Genomic DNA, 19,554 nt, shown 5'->3' on the forward strand with positions numbered 1-19,554 from the left:
GCGTCGGCCGGGATGGTGAGGCCGGGGAATCCGCTCAGGAGCACCGGCCGATCGGGGCCGGCTGCCACGAGGGGCACGACGACGCGCACGAGCGGCCCCCGGAGCGAGATCAGCGCGGCGTCGGGTCGCTGCGCTGCGATGAGTCGGGGCAGTTCGTCGAGCTCGACCGTGCGCACGGAATCCGGCGAGAACATCGTGCCGGCGAGCGCGACGCGGAGCTGCCTGGCGCTCGGAAGCACCGGCGTGGCGAGCACGACGAACTCGACCGACCACGAGTCGGCCGGCAGCTGCGAGGCGAGGGAGGCGCCCCACTTGACGTAGGAGTCGGAGTCCGCGACGACGAGGAGCGAGCGCCTCACAGCGCCGGCACCCGGCGGAGCTTCGCGCGCGGAGCCTCCTCGCCCGGGAAGACGCGCTTCACGCCGTCGCCCATGGCCTCGCCGATCACGCGGATGTCGCGCACGAGATGCTCGAATCCCACCGGCTCGAGCGACGCCGCCTGGTCGGAGCCCCACATCGCCCGATCGAGGGTGATGTGCCGCTCCACCGCGACGGCGCCGAGCGTGACCGCTGCCAGCGAGATCTGCAGGCCGCGCTCGTGCCCCGAGTAGCCGATCGGAACGCCGGGATAGCGCGAGCGGAGCGTCTCGATCGTGCGGAGGTTCGCCTCCTCGGGCGGCATCGGATAGCTCGAGGTCGCGTGCATGATGACGAGCCGGTCGGTGCCGAGCGTCTCGACGGCGCGGTCGATCTCGTCGAGCGTCGACATCCCGGTCGAGAGGATGACGGGCTTGCCAGTCTCGGCGATCGCATCGAGCAGTGCGAGATCGGTGACCGAGGCCGAGGCCACCTTGTGCGCCACGACGTCGAGGTCATCGAGGAACTCGACCGACGGGACATCCCACGGCGAGGCGAACCAGTCGATGCCGCTCCGCATCGCGTACGAGGCGATCTCGAGGTACTCGGACTGGCCGAACTCGACGCGCCGCCGGTAGTCGAGGTAGCTCATCGTGCCCCACGGCGTCTCGCGGGGCACGTCGCGCATGTGCTCAGGCGTGGCGATCTCGGGGGTGCGCTTCTGGAACTTCACGGCTTGCGCCCCCGACTCGACGGCCACGTCGATGAGCCGGCGCGCGATGTCGACATCGCCGTTGTGATTCAGGCCGATCTCGCCGATCACGTAGACGGGCAGGCCGGGGCCGATCGCGGATCGGCCGATGCGTACGGTCATGTCGTTCTCCCTCATTTCGAATCGTGCGGGCGCGCGGATTCGAGCGCCGCCCGGGCGACGTGGGAGTCACGTGCCTCGAGGATCAGGTCGGCGAGCTCGCGCACGGCGCCGTGCCCGCCGGGCTGCGCGAGTACGTGGCGGGCCGCCGCGAGCGCCTCAGGCGCAGCATCCGGAACCGCGATCGGCCATCCGACGAGATCGAGGGCGGGCAGGTCGCCGCGGTCATTGCCGAGATAGGCGATGCGATCGAGACGGATGCTCCGGTCCTCAGCCCACGCGCGAAGCACCGCACCCTTGTCCGAAACGCCCTGGGCGCACTCGACGCCGAGCTTCTCGGCTCGGCGCCCGACCACCGGATTCTCCTCGGCGGAGATGATGAGCACGGGGATGCCGGCCGCACGAAGTCGGGCGATGCCGTGCCCGTCGCTGCGGCTGACCCGCACCGTCTCGCGCCCGAGCTGGTCGACCATGACCGTGTCGTCGGTGTGCACGCCGTCGAAGTCGGTGATGAGCGCGTCGACGTCGATGAGCGGATGCCGCGGGCAGAGGTCGCGATCGACCCGCACGGCGAGCGTGCGCGCACGCTCGAGGTCGGCGGCGTCGTCGATCTCGGTGGCGTGATCGGGGTGCACGGGCTGGACGCCCACGCGCCCGAAGAAGCGGTGTCCCGCCTCCCGGAAGCCGGCGTTGGCGAACACGTAGAACGCGCCCGTCTCGGCGTACTCGGGCGTGCGGTCCTGCCGGCGCGGACGGTGGGACATCTCGTGATTCACGCCCACGGCGGTCGAGCCGATCTCGCGCCAGAGGAACACGTGCGTCGGAGCCGCGGAAAACACGACGTCGCGCTCGCCGCTCGCGACGCGTTCGACGGCGGCGTCGAGGTCGGCCGGGTCGATGAACGGCGATGTCGCCTGGATGAAGACGGTCACCGCCGCCGCCGCGGGTCGGGGAGCACCCGGAGGGAGCGTCTCGAAACCCGCCGCCATGGCATCCAGCGCATCCAGCGCGTGCAGCAGCGCCGACTCGCTCGTGGCGGTGCTCCCGGCGAGTTCGGCTGGGCGCTCGACGACCTCGGCACCCGCTGCGCGAGCGGCCTCGGCGATCTCCGCGTTGTCGGTCGTGACGACGACGCGGCCGATCCGATCCGCGGCGAGCGCGGCGCGCACGGCACGCTCGATGAGCGGCACGCCCCCCACCCGGGCGACGTTCTTGCCGGGCAGGCCCCGCGATCCGCCCCGCGCCGGGATGATCGCGGTCGCGACGCCGGCCGCGGCATCCGCCCGGCCGGTGCGTGTGTCCGCGTGATGTGCGGCGGCGACGACGGCCGGCGCCTCGGCGAGATCGATCTGGGCCATGGCGCGAAGCTACGCGCGCCAAGCGGCCGCCTGGTGCACACGTGGTGAACGCCGGGCGACCGCGAGGTCGACGAGCGGTGCCGCAGGCGCAGCTCCGCTAGCCCGTCCCGGCCCTCTCACGCCTGAAGAGGACCGGGACGAATCACCGCGGTGGGTTCAACCGCGCCCGATGCCGCCGCCGCTGTGCTTGCAGACGAAGCTGTCGGCACTGTCGGGATCGCCCGACGCGTACTGCGCCACCGAGGGGAATGGGCAGAGGGGGCGGCTGAGATCGGCGGACCAGCTCGCGGGAACGTCGGCGTTTGCCGGGTTCACCCACGCGTCGATCCGGTCGGGGGCCGATCCGTACTCGACCCAATCGATCAGGGCGGTGAGCCCTTCGTACTGGTCGGTCGCAGGGCCCCCTCTCACATGTCCCATGCCGGGCACTTCGAAGTACCGGGCGAACTGATCGGCCTTCTGGCCGTAGTTCGCGTCGAGCTCGTCGTACCAGGATCCGGTGTCGTCGACAGAGAACACCCCGTCCGATGCGCCGTGGACGACGATCATCTTCCCACCGCGCTCCCGGAGCGTGTCGAGCCTCGTCGGATCCGGCGGCGTCATGAACTCCATGCCGCTCTCGGTGTAGATGCCGCTCGTCGCGGAGATGCTCTGCGCGACGGCGTCGATGTCGACCGTGAGCGGCGAGGCGGGGATGCTGGGATCCGGCGGTGTCCCGAAGATGAATCCGATGGCGCCGGGATCGAGGCTCCTCGACGCGAAGAACTTCCAGAATGCCCAGTTGCCCTGGGCCAGTCCGGGATCGAACGGGAACGAGCTGTAGATCTCCTCGCCCTCGCTGGTGCGTGCTCCGGCGAAGACATCGGAGACGACCGACTTCTGCTCTGCGGTGAGGCAGGTGCCGTCCCGATCGACCTCGCAGGTCGGGACGTCGCGATCGATGGAGAAGGCCTTCTGACAGCGCTCGCTGTCCTGGACCATGCCGTCCTCGATCCGGTCGAGCCCATCGCACCGGGCGAGGATGGCATCGGCGATCACCCGTCGCTCGGCGGGGGTCAGGGCCGTGTTGAGGTCCGCGGCGTCGGTGGCCACCGTGACCCATTGCTGGGCGCCCCACACCTGCGCGACGGCGGCCTGCGGCAGGTTGAAGCCCGGCGCCACCGCGAGGAACCCGTCGTACTGGTCGGCGTAGCGCGCCGCGCCGACCATCGTGTGGCGCCCGCCGTTGGATCCGCCGGTCATGTACGACCGATCGGGGGACTTGCCGTACGCCGCCTCGATCAGCGCCTTGGCCATGGGCGTCAGGGTGCCGACCGCTTGATACCCGTAGTCCAGGCGTGCCTGAGGGTCGATCCCGAACGTCGGTCCCATCGATCCGGGGTGTCCGGCGTCCGAGCTGATCACCGCGAAGCCGAGCTGCAGGCCGCTCTCGCTTCCCGCATTCCCGAGCGCGGTCGCGACATTGCCGTCGAGACCGCCGTTGCCCTGGTAGAGATAGCGCCCGCTCCAGTCAGTCGGCAGGCGCATCTCGAATCCGATGCGGTAGGCCTGGCCGTCGACCTCGCTGAAGCGTTCGTTCATGTGGCCGCGAACGAGGCAGTGCTCGCCGACCTCGACGCCCGACAGCGTGCCGGCCGCGATGATCTCGGCGCCGGTGATCACGGTGCTGTCGTACTCGAACGCGATGAGCGATTCGCACTCCCCGAGGGTTCCGGGCTCCGCCGGTGAGAGCTGCGGGATCGCCGTGGACGGAGCGACGGGGACCGCGGCGGCGGCCGCGGCCGCGCCGGAGATCATCAGCGCGACGACTGCCGCGGCACCGAGGGTGACCGCGCGTATTCCGCCGCGCATCATCGCCGTCACCTCGGTGCCGACGACGGTGACCGCCGGGCTCTGCACTTCACGATGGATGACATGTCGATCCTCTCCATGCAGCGCCGGCGAGGTCGTTCTCACCGACGCGGTGACGATGGACGCAACGCTGCGCCGCCGTTGGTGCAACAGAGTAGACCCATTGATTGCATATTGCAACGATTGATGGTTGCATCCAATATGCGCCAGCCCTCGTCGCAAGCCGACGGTGCTACGGTTGTGCCGTTGCCTGCCGGAAGGATCGGAGCGTGGGAAAAGGGGGCGAGAGTGTTCTTCTCGATGACATCGCCTTCCTGCTCGCCCGCGCGAGCGCCGCGGGAATCGCGGCCGGCAACGATTCGCTTCAGCCGCTCGGATTGACGGTACGGGCTTTCGCGACCCTCACCCTGGCCGTCGAGCACGACGGCATCACGCAACGCGGCATCTCCGAGTTCCTGCGGCTCGATCCCAGCCGCGTTGTGGCCATCGTCGACGACCTGGAGAATCGAGGATTCGTCTCGCGCTTGGTGGGGCGCGGCGACCGCAGGATGAAGATCGTGGTCGCCACGCCCGCCGGTCATGCGTTGTTCAAACAGGCGGTGGCCGCAACTCGCGCGGGCGAGCGGGACCTCTTTCAGAGGCTGACCCCCGAGGCGCGCACCGAGGCGATCCGCGTGCTCCGACAGCTCGCCTTCCCCGACGATGGGTGAGGCCCGCTGGGTCCGTACCTGCAGTTTCGCCGCAGCGGTAAGTACGAGCGCCCGCCTGCTTACCGGTGCAGGCGCTGCTCCGCCGCCTTCACGACGTTGGCGAGCAGCATCGCGCGGGTCATCGGGCCCACCCCGCCGGGATTCGGCGAGAGGTGGCCGGCCACCTCGGCAACGCCGGGATCGACGTCGCCCGTGAGCCGGCCCTTGCCGGTGTCGTCGTCTTGCACGCGCGTGATGCCCACGTCGAGCACGGCCGCGCCGGGCTTCACCCAATCGGCTTTCACGAGGTGCGGCACGCCGACGGCCGCGACGACGATGTCGGCGCGAGCCACTTCGGTGGGCAGGTCTTGTGTGCGCGAGTGCGTGAGCGTGACGGTGGCGTCGAGGCCCTTGCGGGTGAAGAGCAGCCCGAGCGGACGGCCGACGGTGAGCCCGCGGCCGATCACGGTCACGTGCCGCCCGCGAATCGGCACGTCGTAGCGCCGCAGCATCTCGACGATGCCCGCGGGCGTGCACGGCAGCGGCGAGTGCAGCTCCCCCTCGATGCCGAGCACGAGCCGGCCGAGGTTCGTGGGGTGAAGCCCGTCGGCGTCTTTGTCGGGATCGAGCAGCTCGAGCATCGCGTTCTCGTCGTGCCCGGCGGGCAACGGCAGCTGCACGATGTATCCGGTGACCTCGGATGCCGCGTTCAGGTCGCGGATCGCGGCGCGCACGTCGGCCGTGGTCGCCGAGGCCGGCAGGTCGACGCGGATGGACTCGATGCCCACCTCCGCGCAATCGCGGTGCTTGCCCGCGACGTACGACCGCGAGCCGGGATCGTCGCCCACGAGGAGCGTGCCGAGCCCCGGCACGACCCCGTGCGCCTTCAGCAACTTGATGCGCGAGGCGAGCTCGCCCTTCACGGCCGAGGCCGTCGCCACCCCGTCGAGCGTGATCGCGGTCATGATGGCGCCTACTGCTCGAGGCCCGGGTACAGCGGGAACGCCGCCGTGAGGGCCTCGACGCGAGAGCGGAGCGCCGCGACATCCGCTTCGCCCTTGAGCGCGAGCGCGATGATGTCGGCGACCTCGACGAACTCGGCATCGCCGAAGCCGCGGGTCGCGAGCGCCGGGGTGCCGATGCGCAGGCCCGACGTGACCATCGGCGGGCGGGGGTCGAACGGCACCGCGTTGCGGTTCACGGTGATGAGCGCCTCGTGCAGGAGGTCTTCGGCCTGCTGGCCGTCGACCGGGCTGTTGCGGAGGTCGGCGAGCACGAGGTGCACGTCGGTGCCACCCGTGAGCACGTCGATGCCCGCGGCGCGCGAGTCGTCGGCGGTGAGCCGCTCGGCGAGGATCTGGGCACCGCGGATGGTGCGCTCCTGGCGCAGCTTGAAGTCTTCAGAGGCCGCGATCTTGAATGCCGTGGCCTTCGCGGCGATGACGTGCATGAGCGGTCCGCCCTGCTGGCCCGGGAAGACGTTGGAGTTGAGCTTCTTCGCGAGCTCGGTGTCACGTGCGACGATGAAGCCCGAGCGGGGGCCGCCGATCGTCTTGTGCACGGTCGACGAGACGACGTCGGCGTGCGGCACCGGGCTCGGGTGCAGGCCCGCGGCGACGAGGCCGGCGAAGTGCGCCATGTCGACCCAGAGCTTCGCGCCGACCTCGTCGGCGATCTCGCGGAACGCGGCGAAGTCGAGGTGGCGGGGGTAGGCCGACCACCCGGCGATGATGACCTTCGGCTTGTGCTCGAGCGCCTTGTCGCGCACGACGTTCATGTCGACGAGGAAGGTCTCGGGGTCGACGCCGTAGGAGACGGCGTTGTAGAGCTTGCCCGAGAAGTTCAGGCGCATGCCGTGCGTGAGGTGGCCGCCGTGCGCGAGCTCGAGGCCGAGGATCGTGTCGCCGGGCGTCGCGATCGCGCTCAGCACCGCCGCATTGGCGGTGGCGCCCGAGTGCGGCTGCACGTTGGCGTACTCGGCGCCGAAGAGCGACTTCGCGCGCTCGATCGCGAGGGACTCGGCGACGTCGACGTACTCGCAACCGCCGTAGTAGCGGCGGCCGGGGTAGCCCTCGGCGTACTTGTTCGTGAGCACGGAACCCTGGGACTGCAGCACCGAGACGGGAACGAAGTTCTCGCTCGCGATCATCTCGAGGTAGTTGCGCTGGCGACCGAGCTCGAGCTCGAGAACTTCGGCGATCTCGGGGTCGACCTCGGACAGCGGCGCATTGAAAACGGACTCGGCCAAGACTGGCTCCTTCATGACATACGGACCTACGTAGGGGTGCTGCCTCGCGCGCGCCAGCGCCGAGGTATGCGTACCGGCCCAGGCGTGCGGTCGGTCCGTGCCAGTCGCTCCCCGATGGTATCCATCTCAACGCCAGTCGCGACGCTCGCAAGCATAGCAACGGATGCCGGATCCGGCGTTTCCCGTGCGCCGCACGAGCGCGACGGTGACCTTCCATGACACGATGGTCCGATAGCTTGTTAGTTAGGATTCCTGACTCCCAGTACCGATCGGAGACGCCGTGACCGGCATCATCCCCGCCCCCACCTTCTTCGAACTCCACGAAGGCGCGGCGCCCTTCCGGCTCGACGACGACTCCCGGTTCGTCGTGAACTGCGCCGACGCGGCGGCGGTCGCCGAGACGTTCGCCGGGCGAGTGCGCGCGGCCACGGGATTCGAGCTGCCCGTCGTCGAAGGCGCGGCCGGGGCATCCGACCTCCGTCTCGTCATCTCCGACGGCGCGGCCGGCGGGTCGCCCGAGGGATACACCCTCGAGTCCGGCGGCGACGGCGTGCGCATCGCGGCCGATGCAGCTGCCGGGTTGTTCCGGGGCACGCAATCGCTGCGCCAGCTGCTTCCGCCCGAGATCGAGCGAGCGGATGCCTCGCGCGCACCGGCGGGCGGATGGACCGTGCCCGCGGCATCCGTCACTGATTCCCCTCGCTTCGCCTACCGAGGCGCGATGCTCGACGTGGCGCGGCACTTCTTCGCCGTCGAGGACGTGCTCGACTTCGTCGACCGGCTGTCGCTGCTGAAGCTCAACGCGCTGCACCTGCATCTCACCGACGACCAGGGCTGGCGCATCGAGATCGATTCCTGGCCCGAGCTCACCGGCATCGGCGCGTCGACCTCGGTCGGCGGTGCCGGCGGCGGCTTCTACACGAAGGACGACTACCGCCGGATCGTCGAGTACGCGGCCGCGCGGTTCGTCACGATCGTGCCCGAGCTCGACCTGCCCGGCCACACGAACGCCGCGCTCAGCGCCTACCCCGAACTGAACTGCGACGGCGTCGCCGCCGAGCCGTACGAGGGCGTCGAGGTGGGGTTCTCGTCGCTCTGCGCGTCGCCCGAGCGCGCGGAGGCCACCGACCGCTTCCTCGCCGACGTCACGCGCGAGGTCGCCGAGCTGACGCCGGGGCCGTGGCTGCACCTCGGGGGCGACGAATCGCTCGCGACGCCCCATGCCGACTACCTCGACCTCGTACACCGCATGACGCTCGCGGCGGTCGCCACCGGCAAGACCGTGATCGGATGGCACGAGCTCGGCGCGTCGACCGAGCTGCCTCCGGGCACCGTCGGCCAGTACTGGAGCCACGTCGAGCCCGAGGCCGACGCCGTCCTGTTCACGCGATCGTTCGTGGAGCAGGGCGGGAGCATCATCCTCTCCCCAGCCGACGTCGCCTACCTCGACATGAAGTACCCCGGCGATCCCGAGGGGCCGCTCGGCGGCACGCTCGGACTCGACTGGGCCAAGGGCCCGACGAGCCTCGAGGAGGCGTACGGGTGGGAGCCCGTCGGCATCGTGCCCGGCATCGACGAGTCCGACATCCTCGGCATCGAGGCGCCGGTGTGGACCGAGACGATCGCCACGGTGCCCGAACTCGAGTTCATGGCGTTCCCTCGCATCGCCGCGATCGCGGAGATCGCGTGGTCGCCGTCGGTGGCGGCCGGCGGCTCCCGATCGGAGGCGGACTTCGCCGCGCGCCTCGCCGCGCTCGGCATGCACCTCGACGAGCTCGGAATCGCGTATCACCGCGTCGACGGCGTGCCGTGGGCGACGCCCGGCGACGCACCGGCGCCTCGAGTCGAGGAGCCTGTCGGCCTCCCCGCCCGTTGACAGCGACGCACCATATACTCGCCTGACACGTCGAGGGGAAACCGGTGAAGAGGCGCACGGCATGGGTGCTCGCTGCGGTGCTCATGGCATCAGCTACCTGGTGGGCCGGAGCGGCCTTGATCGCGCCTCCACCTGCCCCCGCCATCGCGGTCGTGCCGCAGCCCGTCGAGGTGATCGGGGTCCGGGGCGACGCGTTCCGCCTCGGTCCCGACGTGCGGATCATGATCGACGGCGACCCACGGGAAGCGGGAGCGGTCGCCCGGCAGCTCGCCGACCTGTTGCGTCCGGCGAGCGGCTTCGAGCTGCCCATCGTGCGCGGCGAGGCTGAACCCGGCGATATCGCGTTCGTGCTCGCTGCCGGCGAGGCGCCCGATGGCCACGCCGCCGAGGGATATCGCCTGAGAGCCGATGAATCTGGCGTCCGCATCAGCGCGACCACGGCGGCGGGACTCTCGAACGGCATGCAGTCCCTGCGACAGCTCCTGCCCGCAGACGTCGAAGGTGGGCAGCTGCTCTCAGATCCGCTCGAGGTCGTCGCGGTCGAGATCTCCGACTACCCGCGTTTCGCCTACCGCAGCGCGATGCTCGACGTCGCCCGGCACTTCTTCTCGATCGAGGAGGTCGAGCGATTCATCGACGAGATCGCGATGCTCAAGATCAACACCCTGCATATGCACCTCTCGAACGATCACGGCTGGCGCATCGAGATCGAGGGTTGGCCGCTGCTCACCGAGGTCGGCGGCCTGTATGAGGTGGACGGCGGCCCCGGTGGGTTCTACACCCAGGAGGAATTCGCCGGAATCATCGACTACGCCGCGGAACGGAACGTCACGATCGTGCCGGAGGCCAACATGCCAGGCCACGTGCATGCCGCGCTCACCGCCTACCCGGAGCTCACGTGCGACGGCGTCGCGCGGCAGCCCCACACACCCGCGGCCGGTGGCGGGAGCACACTGTGCCCGACCAGTGTCGACGCGGAGCGACTCGCCGAAGACGTCATCCGGCAGCTCGCCGCGCTGACCCCCGGGCCGTACCTGCACCTCGGCGGAGACGAGGTCTTCGGCTACACCGAGGAGGAGTACACCTACTTCATGGAGCTCACGTCCCGGGTCGCCGAAGACGAGGGCAAGACGGTCGTCGGCTGGCAGGAGGTCGGTGCATCCGACGCACTGCCCATTGGCACGATCGGACAGTACTGGGGCTCCGCCGAGCCCGACGAGCTCGACGTCGAGCTCATGGAGTCCTTCCTCGACCAAGGCGGCGCGATCGTGATGTCGCCGTCCGATGTGGCCTACCTCGATCAGGTCTACCCCGATCGCCCCGCCGACTCCCGGCTCGGCCTCAGCTGGGCCGGTCCCACCGGCGTCGCAGACGCCTACGACTGGGATCCCGCCCGAATCTTCGAGGGCGTCGGCGATGACCAGGTGCTCGGCATCGAGGCACCGCTCTGGAGCGAGACGCTCACGTCGATCGACGACGTCGAGTTCATGGCGTTCCCCCGCCTCGGTTCGCTCGCCGAGGTCGGATGGTCGCCCGCGCCGGCGAACGGAGAACATCGCGACTTCGACGAGTTCGCACTTCGCCTCGTCACCTTCCTCGAGCGTTTCGAGGAGCTCGACGTGAACTTCCACCGCTCGAGCGACCTGCCCTGGTGACGGCAGCAGCCCAGGTGAAACCGTCCGCTCCGACCTACCGGTGACCGGCGCCTCGGGCTAGGATCCCGCGCAGGCGCGGGTGTGCCATGCCTCCGCGAGAGACCAGGGGAGACGCACGATGTCCGGAGTGGTGCATTTCGAGATCCCGGCTGACGATCAGGGCCGAGCCAGGGACTTCTACGGCGCGGCCTTCGACTGGCAGCTCGACGTCCTGCCCGAGCTGCAGTACACGAACGTGGTCACGACGCCCGTCGACGAACAGACCCAGCAGCCGCGAGAGCCCGGAGCGATCAACGGCGGGATGTTCCAGCGCGAGGGCGATCTCACCCACCCCATCATCACGATCGACGTCGACGACATCGACGCCACGCTCGAGCGGATCGCCTCACTCGGCGGGAACGTCGTGCAGGCGAAGAGCGCGATCCCGGGCATGGGGTACTACGGGTACTTCCGCGACACCGAGGGCAATGTCCTCGGGCTCTGGACGACGGCGCCCGACGCCGCTTGAGCGCGCGGCACCGGTGGCGGATGCCGCGGCTGGATGATCGACACGCGAACCGTCCGCCACCGCTGGACTGATGCGTCAGGCCCGAATACTCGTTGACCACCCCATGAACGGGGGATTGACCGGGTCTTTTCGACGCAACAGACTTTGGACGGGCTTAGTGACGTACCCGAGCGTCGCTGTCCCCGGAGGTTCTCATGCGCGCTCCCAGCGGCATCTCGACCAAACGAGTTCGTATTCGCGAGGGCCGCACGCGCGGCTGGCTCGCCGTGATCGCGTCGGGAGCGGTGGTGGCGGCGATGCTCGGTGCAGCGCCTGCCTTCGCGTCGAGCGTGACGAGTGCGACCTTCACCGGCGGCACCGGTACCGTCTCGTCGGACGGCACGCTGTATGCAAAGCAGGGTGGTGCGCTGACGCTCACGGTCACCACGAGCAGCGACACCAGGTGTGTGGATGTCGCTGGTGCGTTCACCGCGCACTCCGCCCCTGGCCCGGCCATGACGAACTGGACCTTCACGACCACGGCCGGTGCGGGCGATGGCGCCCAGGCAGTGACCGTGTCGGCGTCACCGAACATCAACCCACAGGGGAAATGCACCGGCCACACCGAATCGCTGCAGGCATCGTTCACGCTCGACAACACCGGCCCTGTCGTGATCGCGGCCCTGGCGCCCGCGGCCAATGCCGCGGGCTGGAACAAGGGCAATGTGGGGATCACCTGGTCGGCAACGGATGCCGGCTCGGGAATCAGAACCGGCCCCACTCCCGCTACAGACAGCGTGAACTCGAACACCGCCAGCGTCACGAAGAACGCCTCTGCGACCGACAAGCTCGGCAACAGCGGTACCGGTGCAGCAGTCGTCAAGCTCGACAAGACCAACCCGACCGTCAGCGGCAGCGCTGCTCCGGCCGCGAACAGCTTCGGCTGGAACAATTCCAACGTCACGGTCTCGCTCGTCTGCGCGGATGGGCTCTCCGGGGTCAAGAGCTGTACCGGTGGCGGTTCCATCGTGCTTTCCACCGAGGGCCCGAACCAGTCCGTGCCGGGCACCGCGGTGGACAACGCCGACAACTCTGCGAGCGCGAGTATCTCAGGCATCAGCATCGACAAGACGGCGCCGACCCTGACGGGCACGCCGACCACGTCAGCCAACGGGAACGGCTGGTACAAGGGCGATGTCACGATCGGATGGTCGGGGGCGGATGCGCTGTCCGGCATCGACCCGTCGACGCAACCCGCCAATGGCCTGATCACCGGCGAGGGCAGCGCGCTGACCACGAGCGCCTCGATTGCGGACAAGGCCGGAAATACGACGACGGCGTCGAGCGTGCCGGTGAGTGTGGATCGGACGGCTCCGGTCACGGGTGTGAGCGGATCGTCGAATAGTTGGACGAATGACGGTGTGACGGTGGTGTTGTCGCCGTACGACAATTTGTCCGGAGTCGCGTCGACCTCGTATTCGGTCGATGGCGGCGCGGTGCAGAGCGGGACGAGCGTGACGCTGTCGAGCGAGGGCGATCACGCGATCTCGTTCTTCAGCACGGACGGGGCGGGCAACGTTGAGGCCGCACAAACGGTCCACGTGAAGATCGACAAGACGGCGCCGTCGATCGGTCACTCGTTCACGCCGTTGACGTATTCGGATGGTGCGTGGTCGAACCAGGATGTGACGGTCACGTTCGAGTGTGCTGACACTGGTTCTGGTGTTGCGTCGTGCACGGCTCCGGTGACGCAGTCGTCCGAGGGTCTTTCTCAGCAGGTGACGGGCACCGCGACCGACAACGCGGGAAACTCCGCGTCGGACACGGCCGTGGTGAGTATCGACAAGACCGCGCCGACGATCTCGGCCTCGGCTGATCGGGCAGCCAACGAAGCCGGTTGGTATCGGGATGACGTGACGGTGAGTTTCTCCGCGAACGATGCCCTGTCGGGTCTTGCGTCCACGTCGCCCGCCCAGGTTCTGGGCGAGGGTGCGAACCAGTCGGCGACCGGGACCGCGACCGATGCCGCCGGGAACAGCGCGAGCGCTGGGGTGTCAGGGATCAATATCGACACGACGGCGCCGGTCCTCACTGCGGTGTTCTCACCTGGTTGGCATACCGATCCTGTGACGGTGATCTGGTCATGCACGGATGCGCTGTCTGGTCTTGCGACGGGCCCAGCGAATGACACCGTCTCCGGCGAGGGCGGCAACCTCTCGTCATCGGCCACGTGCACCGATGCGGCCGGGAACACGGCGAACACGTCCGTGGACGGCATCCAGATCGACCGCACCGCACCGACCACCACCGCATCGGTGCCCGACCCGCTCGCGAGCGGGTGGTATGCCGACGCCGTCGAGGTCACGCTGACCGGACATGACGCGCTCTCCGGCATTGCCGCAACGCGCTACAGCGTCGACGGCGGTGCCGCCCAGCTCTACGCCGGCGCCTTCTCCTTCAGCGAGAAGGGCACACACACCATCGCATATTGGAGCACGGATGCCGCTGGCAACGGCGAAGACGCGACCGTCAACAGCATCTCCCTCAAGATCGACGGCATCCCGCCGGTGACGACGGTGATCAACCCGATCTCGCCGGCGAGTGGCTGGTTCGTCACGAGCGGCATCCCGGTTGCGTTCGACGCGAATGATGCGGAGTCCGGCATCGCGAAGACCTTCTACCAGATCGACGGTGGCGAGGAGCAGACGTACGGCGAGCCGTTCACCGCGGAGCTCTCGACGGGAAGTCACACCATCACGTACTGGAGCGTCGACCTCGCAGGCAATGCCGAGGCGAAGCAGACCACGACCGTGAGCATCGACGATGTAGCTCCAGCCATCACCGGAGTGGCGTCGCCTGCGGCGAACAGCTTCGGCTGGAACAACACCAACGTCGACGTGGCATTCACCTGCACGGACGCCGAGTCCGGACTCGTCCCCGGCTGCGGCCCCGACGCGACCGTCGACACCGAGGGCGAGAACCAGCAGATTCAGGGCGACACCCAGGACGTCGCAGGCAACGTGAACTCGACGATCGTCGATCACATCAACATCGACAAGACCCGGCCGACCCTCGTCGGTGCCGCGACCACGGATGCCAATGGTGCCGGCTGGTACAACGGTAATGTCACGGTCGCGTGGACCGGCGACGACGCACTGTCGGGCATCGACCCGTCGACGCGGCCGGCGAACAGCACGATCACCGGCGAAGGGAAGGACCTGGGTGCTTCGGCCAGCATCTTCGACAAGGCGGGGAACGAGAAGACGGCAACGGTGGGCGGGATCGACATCGACCGCACCGCGCCGCTGATCGAGGGTGGGCCGACGACGACCCCCAACGACGAAGGCTGGTATCGCGACCAGGTCGTGCTGGACTTCACCTGCACGGATGCACTTTCCGGGGTGGCCTCCTGCCCGACCAGCGAGGTGATCGCCGGCGACGGCGCCAACCAGTCCGTCACGAGCGCCCCGGCCAGCGACGAGGCGGGCAACCTCAGCGTGGGCAAGACCGTGGGCGGCATCAACGTCGACGGATCCGCCCCGAGCACGACGGCCGACAACCAGTGCACGAAGACCAACGGATGGTGCACGGGTTCGAGCGCCAACGTCGTGTTGATCGCCACCGACCAGGACGGACTGTCCGGTGTCAAGGAGCTCCACTACAGGATCGACGGCGGTGCAGAACAGGTAGCGGCAGGTGCGACCAAGACGGTCAGCGTCCCGCTCGACGGCAGCGGCGACGGCACCGTGCACTACTGGGCGGTCGATTTCGCCGGCAACTCGGAGGCTGCGAACGCCGTCGCCCTCAAGTGGGACAACATCGCCCCGATGGTCACTCACACCCTGTCGCCCGTGCCCAACGCGAACGACTGGAACACGAGCGACGTCACGGTGACGTTCGGCGCCAAGGACGACGATGCGGGATCCGGTGTCGCAGATGTGACAGCCCCCGTGACGGTCTCCACCGAGACGGACGGGCAGGTCATCCTCGGTTCGGCGACGGACACCGCAGGCAACATCGGTACCGACCTGGTCACCGTCAAGCTCGACAAGACGGCACCGACCATCAGCGGTGCGATCGTCAGTGGCATCCAGGGCACCAACGGTTGGTACGTGGGACCGGTGACGGTTCACTTCACCTGCGCCGATGCCCGCTCCGGTGTCGCCACGTGCCCCGACAACGTGATCCTCACCGCCAACGGTGCGAATTCGGCCAGCGGAACGGTGACCGACACGGCAGGGAACACCGCCTCCGCGACGGTATCCGGGATCAACATCGACACGGAGGCGCCCACCATCACGGGCGTCAACGTGGCCGGTGGTCTCTACACCCTCGGTGCCGTACCGGCAGCGACGTGCGCGGCCGACGACAGCTTCTCCGGCCTGGGCGGATCGTGCGTGGTCGCGATCTCCGGAGGAACATCCAACGGCGTCGGTACCTTCTCCTACACCGCGAGCGCGACGGACCAGGCCGGCAACGTGGGAACGACGTCGGGGAACTACCGGGTGATCTACCGGTTCGACGGATTCCTGCAGCCGATCAATGACACCGCTCACCAGGTCGGCACATCGACGAGCATCTTCAAGGGCGGCAGCACCATCCCGGTCAAGTTCCAGCTCAAGAATGCGAGCGGCACACTCGTGCAGGCGAATACCGCACCGGTGTGGCTGACCCCCGCCAAGGGCGCCTCGATGAGCCTGCCGGTCGACGAGTCGCTGTACGCGGCGACGGCGGACAGCGGCAGCACCTACCGGGTCGAGGGAGCCCAGTACGGATACAACTGGAAGACATCGTCCGGCGGCTACTACTATCGCATCGGCGTCACCCTGGACGACGGACAGACCTACTACGTCAACATCGGTCTGCGCTGACAGCTGCCGCGGCATTCGCCACCAGAATCCGCTACTTGACGCTGCCCGCAGTCAGCCCGCCGACGAGGCGCTTCTCGATGAGCATGAAGAGCACCACGACGGGGATGATCGCCACGATCGAGACGCCGAACACGTAGTGCCACGAGGTCTCGTACTGGCCCACGAACTTCGTGAGCGCCACGGAGAGCGGCTGGTTGCCCGCCGTCGAGAGCACCACGAGGGACGCCGCGAACTCGTTCCAGCACGCCACGAAGGTGAACACGATCGCGGTGACGATGCCGGGCCAGACCAGCGGCAGGCTGATCTTGAACAGCACCCTGAGCCGCCCGGCGCCGTCGATCTGCGCCGCCTCGTCGATCTCCTTCGGCACGCCGGCGAAGAACGAGTGCATGATCCATACCGCGAACGAGAGGTTGAACGCCGCGTTGATGAAGATCATCGCCGCCCACGTGTCGATGAGGCCGAGCGCGACGAACTGCCGGAACAGGCCCGACGTGAGCACCGCGGGCTGCAGCATCTGCGTGACGATCACGAGGAAGAGGAAGACCATGCGCCCCGGGAACCGGAACCTGGCCGTGTAGTACGCCGCCGGCATCGCCACGACGAGCACGAGCAGCGTGGCGAAGACCGAGATGACGATCGTCGAGATGAGGTTCTGCACGAGCGGCGTCTCGGGCGTCGACCACATGTTGACGTAGTTCTCCCAGTGCCACTCCGTGGGGAAGTACGTGGGTTCGACCGAGCGGATCTGCGCCTTGGTCTTCACCGAGCCGAAGAACATGATCGTGTACGGGAGGATGAACACGACGAGCACCACCAGGCCGGCGAGCATGCGGAGCAGCAGCTTGCCGATGGGCACCTGGTCTTCGGTGTAGCGGCGGCGGCGAGCGGATGACGCCGGCGGGGCGATCGCCTCGAAGGCGGGGGCGGTGACGGCCACGGCTCAGACCTCCTTCATCGGCTTGACGACCCGCACGTAGACGGCGACGATCACGATGACGATCAGGAAGGCGACGACGGAGAGCGCACTCGCCACGTCGACCTTGTGCTGGTTCTGGATGTACTTGAAGATCAGCGTCATGATCGTGTCGGCGTCGTAGCCGGGAATCGAGCCGGTCATCACCTTCAGGATCGGCAGCGAATTGAAGACGTTGATGATGTTGATGAGCACCGCGACCGAGAGCGCCCCGCGCAACTGCGGCAGGATGACGCCGAAGTAGGTGCGCGCTGGTCCTGCGCCGTCCATCTTGGCCGCTTCGAGCACCTCCCCGGGCACCGTCTGGAGCCCGGCGAGGATCGTGTACGTCGTGAACGGCAGTGAGACGAACACGGCGACCACGATCGACCACCCGAATGCGGTGTCGGGGTTGCGGGTCCAGCCGTAACCCTCCGGCGTGTCGATCAGCCCGAGGTCGACGAGGAACGTGTTGACGATGCCGAAGTACGGCTCGAGTCCGTAGTACACGACGAGCGTCGTCATGACGACGGATGCCGCCCACGGGATGATCACCGCGAGTCGCACGATGCGTCGACCGGGGAACGCCTTGTTCAGGATCTGCGCGAGCCCGAGCGAGATGAGCACGGTGGCTCCCACCACTGCGACGACCCACACGATCGTGCGAACGAAGATCGGCCAGAAGTACGGGAACGAGAAGACCTCGACGTAGTTGTCGAAGCCGACCGAGCCCTGGTCGAGACCCGAGAGCGAGATGTCGCGGGTCGAGTTGAAGAACATGACGCCGGCGGGGAAGAGCACGACGCCGAGGATGAGGAGGAGGGCGGGCCCGATCCAGGGCAGCGATGCCAGCAGTTCGCGGCCGCCCGGCCTATGGGGCCCCGACCTGCGAGCGGCGGGTTCGGCGGTATTCGGCTCGCCGTCCCGCCCGCGGGGGCTGCCGTCGGCAGTCCCCGCGGGGATCGGTGACGTCTCGGACGTGGTGCTCATGATTCGGTGGTCACCGATCCCTCCGGGGTTTGCGTGGTGTGGTGCGGACTAGCCCGCGTCGACCTGTGCCTGGATCTCGGTCAGGACCTCCTGCGCGCCCTTGGTCTGGAGCTGGCCGAAGAGCGCCTTGAACGCGCCATCCGTCGCCGACCACTTGGGGTTCGTGCTCGGGTAGAACTTCGCGTCGGGCAGGAGCTCGAGGAACGGTGCCAGCGCCTCCTCACCTGCGAGCTGCTCGGCGCCCGACTTCGTGACGGGGAGGAAGCCCTCGGCCTGCACCCACGGCACGTACACGTCGGCCGCGTAGTAGTAGTCGAAGAACTTCGTGATCGCGTCCTGCTTGTCGCCGTCGTTCTGGAAGGCCATGAGCTGGTCCATCACGCCGAGCGTGAACGGGCTGCCGTCTTGCGTGGGGATCGGCACGATCGAGTAGTCGAGTTCGGGGTTGCCCTCCTCGATCTGGCCGACGGTCGGCGGCAGGCCGACCTGCATGCCGATCTGGCCCTGCACGAAGATGTCCATGAGCGGCGAACGGTCGGTCGAACCCGGGTCGGCCTGCGTTGCACCCGCATCGATCATCTTCTTGATCTGCTCGGCTCCCGGCAGGTTCGCCGGGTCGTCGACGGTGATCTCCTCGGCGTCGCCGAAGCTGCCGCCGCCACCCCAGAGCCACACGGCCGCCTCGGCCTGTGCCTCCTCGGAGCCGAGCGGCATGCCGTAGCCGGCGATGCCGCCGCCGAGTGCGGAGACCTTCGTCGCGGCGTCGAGCAGCTCGTCCCAGGTCGTGGGCGGTGCCGCGACGCCGGCCTGCTCGAGCAGCGCATTGTTCACGAACAAGGCACGTGCCGACGCGATCAGGGGCAGCGCGTAGGCGGTGCCGTCGACCTCGGTGTTCGCGATGAACGAGTCCTGGAAGTCGCTCAACACCTCGGGTGAGACGACCTCCTCGGCTGTGTAGAGCAGCTCGTCGGCGGCGAAGCCGGCGAAGGGCCCGCCGTTGTAGATGTCGGGCGCCTCACCGCCCTGGATCTTCGTCGTGATGACGCTCTCGAGGTTGTCCCACGACTGCACCTCGAGGTCGATGGCGATGTCGGGATTCTCCTCCTCGAAGCCCGCGATGACGTCTTCCCAGAGCCCCTGGGTGTTGTCGGAGTAACTCGGGACGAGCATGTCGATGGTGGTCTTGCCATCTGCCTCATCGCCGGAGCCTCCGCCGAATCCGCAGGATGCCAGTGTGAGCGACGCGGTGGCCGCGATGGCGATCGCCGAGCCGAACCGTAGCGACTTCTTCATTCGTGCTTCCTCACTCTTGGTGGATGGGGCACGTGGCGTCCTGGGCCTCGCGC

At 68.3% G+C, this 19,554-nt stretch carries 13 protein-coding genes, 1 pseudogene and 1 riboswitch; of the genes and pseudogenes, 5 read left to right on the forward strand and 9 right to left on the reverse strand.

Features of this window, described 5'->3' with window-relative positions; all coding sequences use genetic code 11:
• Positions 1-2: 2 nt before the first annotated feature.
• From QFZ29_RS20425 to QFZ29_RS12405, 4 genes and pseudogenes are all read right to left on the reverse strand, one after another.
• Positions 3-359, reverse strand: a pseudogene (locus QFZ29_RS20425) (DUF6716 putative glycosyltransferase); the annotation flags it as partial.
• The gene (locus QFZ29_RS12395; RefSeq protein WP_306894390.1) at positions 356-1,231 is read right to left on the reverse strand and encodes an N-acetylneuraminate synthase family protein; all 876 of its coding nucleotides are present in this window, start codon (positions 1,229-1,231) and stop codon (positions 356-358) included. The pseudogene QFZ29_RS20425 and the gene QFZ29_RS12395, both read right to left, overlap by 4 nt.
• An 11-nt stretch (positions 1,232-1,242) precedes the next feature.
• The gene (locus QFZ29_RS12400) at positions 1,243-2,586 is read right to left on the reverse strand and encodes an acylneuraminate cytidylyltransferase (RefSeq protein WP_306894391.1); all 1,344 of its coding nucleotides are present in this window, start codon (positions 2,584-2,586) and stop codon (positions 1,243-1,245) included.
• A 156-nt stretch (positions 2,587-2,742) separates the two neighbouring features.
• On the reverse strand, positions 2,743-4,485 hold the full coding sequence (locus QFZ29_RS12405) for a tannase/feruloyl esterase family alpha/beta hydrolase (protein ID WP_306894392.1): 1,743 nt from the start codon (positions 4,483-4,485) through the stop codon (positions 2,743-2,745).
• 221 nt (positions 4,486-4,706) lie between these two features.
• Here QFZ29_RS12405 and QFZ29_RS12410 point away from each other — a divergent pair, with 221 nt between their 5' ends.
• Positions 4,707-5,147 (forward strand): MarR family winged helix-turn-helix transcriptional regulator, encoded by a 441-nt coding sequence (locus QFZ29_RS12410; RefSeq protein ID WP_306894393.1) that lies wholly within the window; start codon positions 4,707-4,709, stop codon positions 5,145-5,147.
• A gap of 59 nt (positions 5,148-5,206) precedes the next feature.
• On the opposite strand, the gene QFZ29_RS12415 is transcribed toward QFZ29_RS12410, so the two are convergent.
• Positions 5,207-6,091, reverse strand: a complete 885-nt coding sequence (locus QFZ29_RS12415) for a bifunctional methylenetetrahydrofolate dehydrogenase/methenyltetrahydrofolate cyclohydrolase (protein WP_129521614.1) — start codon at positions 6,089-6,091, stop codon at positions 5,207-5,209.
• An 8-nt stretch (positions 6,092-6,099) separates the two neighbouring features.
• Positions 6,100-7,374, reverse strand: coding sequence for a serine hydroxymethyltransferase (glyA, locus tag QFZ29_RS12420; RefSeq protein ID WP_306894394.1), 1,275 nt, complete (start codon positions 7,372-7,374; stop codon positions 6,100-6,102).
• 69 nt (positions 7,375-7,443) lie between these two features.
• Positions 7,444-7,524, reverse strand: a riboswitch (ZMP/ZTP riboswitch).
• A 130-nt stretch (positions 7,525-7,654) separates the two neighbouring features.
• On the opposite strand from glyA, the gene QFZ29_RS12425 reads away from it, so the two are divergent.
• The 4 genes from QFZ29_RS12425 (at position 7,655) to QFZ29_RS12440 (ending at position 16,263) form a co-directional block, all read left to right on the forward strand.
• Entirely contained in the window at positions 7,655-9,250 is a 1,596-nt protein-coding gene (locus tag QFZ29_RS12425; RefSeq protein WP_306894395.1) for a beta-N-acetylhexosaminidase, read from the forward strand.
• A 44-nt stretch (positions 9,251-9,294) separates the two neighbouring features.
• Positions 9,295-10,905 carry a beta-N-acetylhexosaminidase gene (locus QFZ29_RS12430; RefSeq protein WP_306894396.1) on the forward strand — a complete coding sequence of 537 codons (1,611 nt, stop codon included), beginning with the start codon at positions 9,295-9,297 and terminating at the stop codon, positions 10,903-10,905.
• A gap of 118 nt (positions 10,906-11,023) precedes the next feature.
• Entirely contained in the window at positions 11,024-11,413 is a 390-nt protein-coding gene (locus QFZ29_RS12435; protein ID WP_306894397.1) for a VOC family protein, read from the forward strand.
• A 194-nt stretch (positions 11,414-11,607) separates the two neighbouring features.
• The gene (locus tag QFZ29_RS12440; protein WP_306894398.1) at positions 11,608-16,263 is read left to right on the forward strand and encodes an OmpL47-type beta-barrel domain-containing protein; all 4,656 of its coding nucleotides are present in this window, start codon (positions 11,608-11,610) and stop codon (positions 16,261-16,263) included.
• A gap of 31 nt (positions 16,264-16,294) precedes the next feature.
• On the opposite strand, the gene QFZ29_RS12445 is transcribed toward QFZ29_RS12440, so the two are convergent.
• From QFZ29_RS12445 to QFZ29_RS12455, 3 genes are read right to left on the reverse strand one after another with little or no spacing between them, the layout of a single operon-like run.
• The gene (locus tag QFZ29_RS12445) at positions 16,295-17,203 is read right to left on the reverse strand and encodes a carbohydrate ABC transporter permease (RefSeq protein WP_306894399.1); all 909 of its coding nucleotides are present in this window, start codon (positions 17,201-17,203) and stop codon (positions 16,295-16,297) included.
• A gap of 3 nt (positions 17,204-17,206) precedes the next feature.
• Positions 17,207-18,208: a carbohydrate ABC transporter permease gene (locus QFZ29_RS12450; RefSeq protein WP_306894400.1), complete on the reverse strand. Its 1,002-nt coding sequence runs from the start codon at positions 18,206-18,208 to the stop codon at positions 17,207-17,209.
• 48 nt (positions 18,209-18,256) lie between these two features.
• Positions 18,257-19,501, reverse strand: coding sequence for an extracellular solute-binding protein (locus tag QFZ29_RS12455; RefSeq protein WP_306894401.1), 1,245 nt, complete (start codon positions 19,499-19,501; stop codon positions 18,257-18,259).
• Between the last annotated feature and the right edge of the window lie 53 nt (positions 19,502-19,554).

The organism is Agromyces albus (assembly GCF_030815405.1).
GTDB classification, from domain to species: domain Bacteria; phylum Actinomycetota; class Actinomycetes; order Actinomycetales; family Microbacteriaceae; genus Agromyces; species Agromyces albus_A.

Coding starts and splice junctions, on each gene's coding strand:
- QFZ29_RS12395 (WP_306894390.1), bottom strand. CDS start 1,231: ATGACCGTACGCATCGGCCGATCCGCGATCGGCCCCGGCCTGCCCGTC.
- QFZ29_RS12400 (WP_306894391.1), bottom strand. CDS start 2,586: ATGGCCCAGATCGATCTCGCCGAGGCGCCGGCCGTCGTCGCCGCCGCA.
- QFZ29_RS12415 (WP_129521614.1), bottom strand. CDS start 6,091: ATGACCGCGATCACGCTCGACGGGGTGGCGACGGCCTCGGCCGTGAAG.
- QFZ29_RS12435 (WP_306894397.1), top strand. CDS start 11,024: ATGTCCGGAGTGGTGCATTTCGAGATCCCGGCTGACGATCAGGGCCGA.
- QFZ29_RS12440 (WP_306894398.1), top strand. CDS start 11,608: ATGCGCGCTCCCAGCGGCATCTCGACCAAACGAGTTCGTATTCGCGAG.
- QFZ29_RS12450 (WP_306894400.1), bottom strand. CDS start 18,208: ATGAGCACCACGTCCGAGACGTCACCGATCCCCGCGGGGACTGCCGAC.
- QFZ29_RS12455 (WP_306894401.1), bottom strand. CDS start 19,501: ATGAAGAAGTCGCTACGGTTCGGCTCGGCGATCGCCATCGCGGCCACC.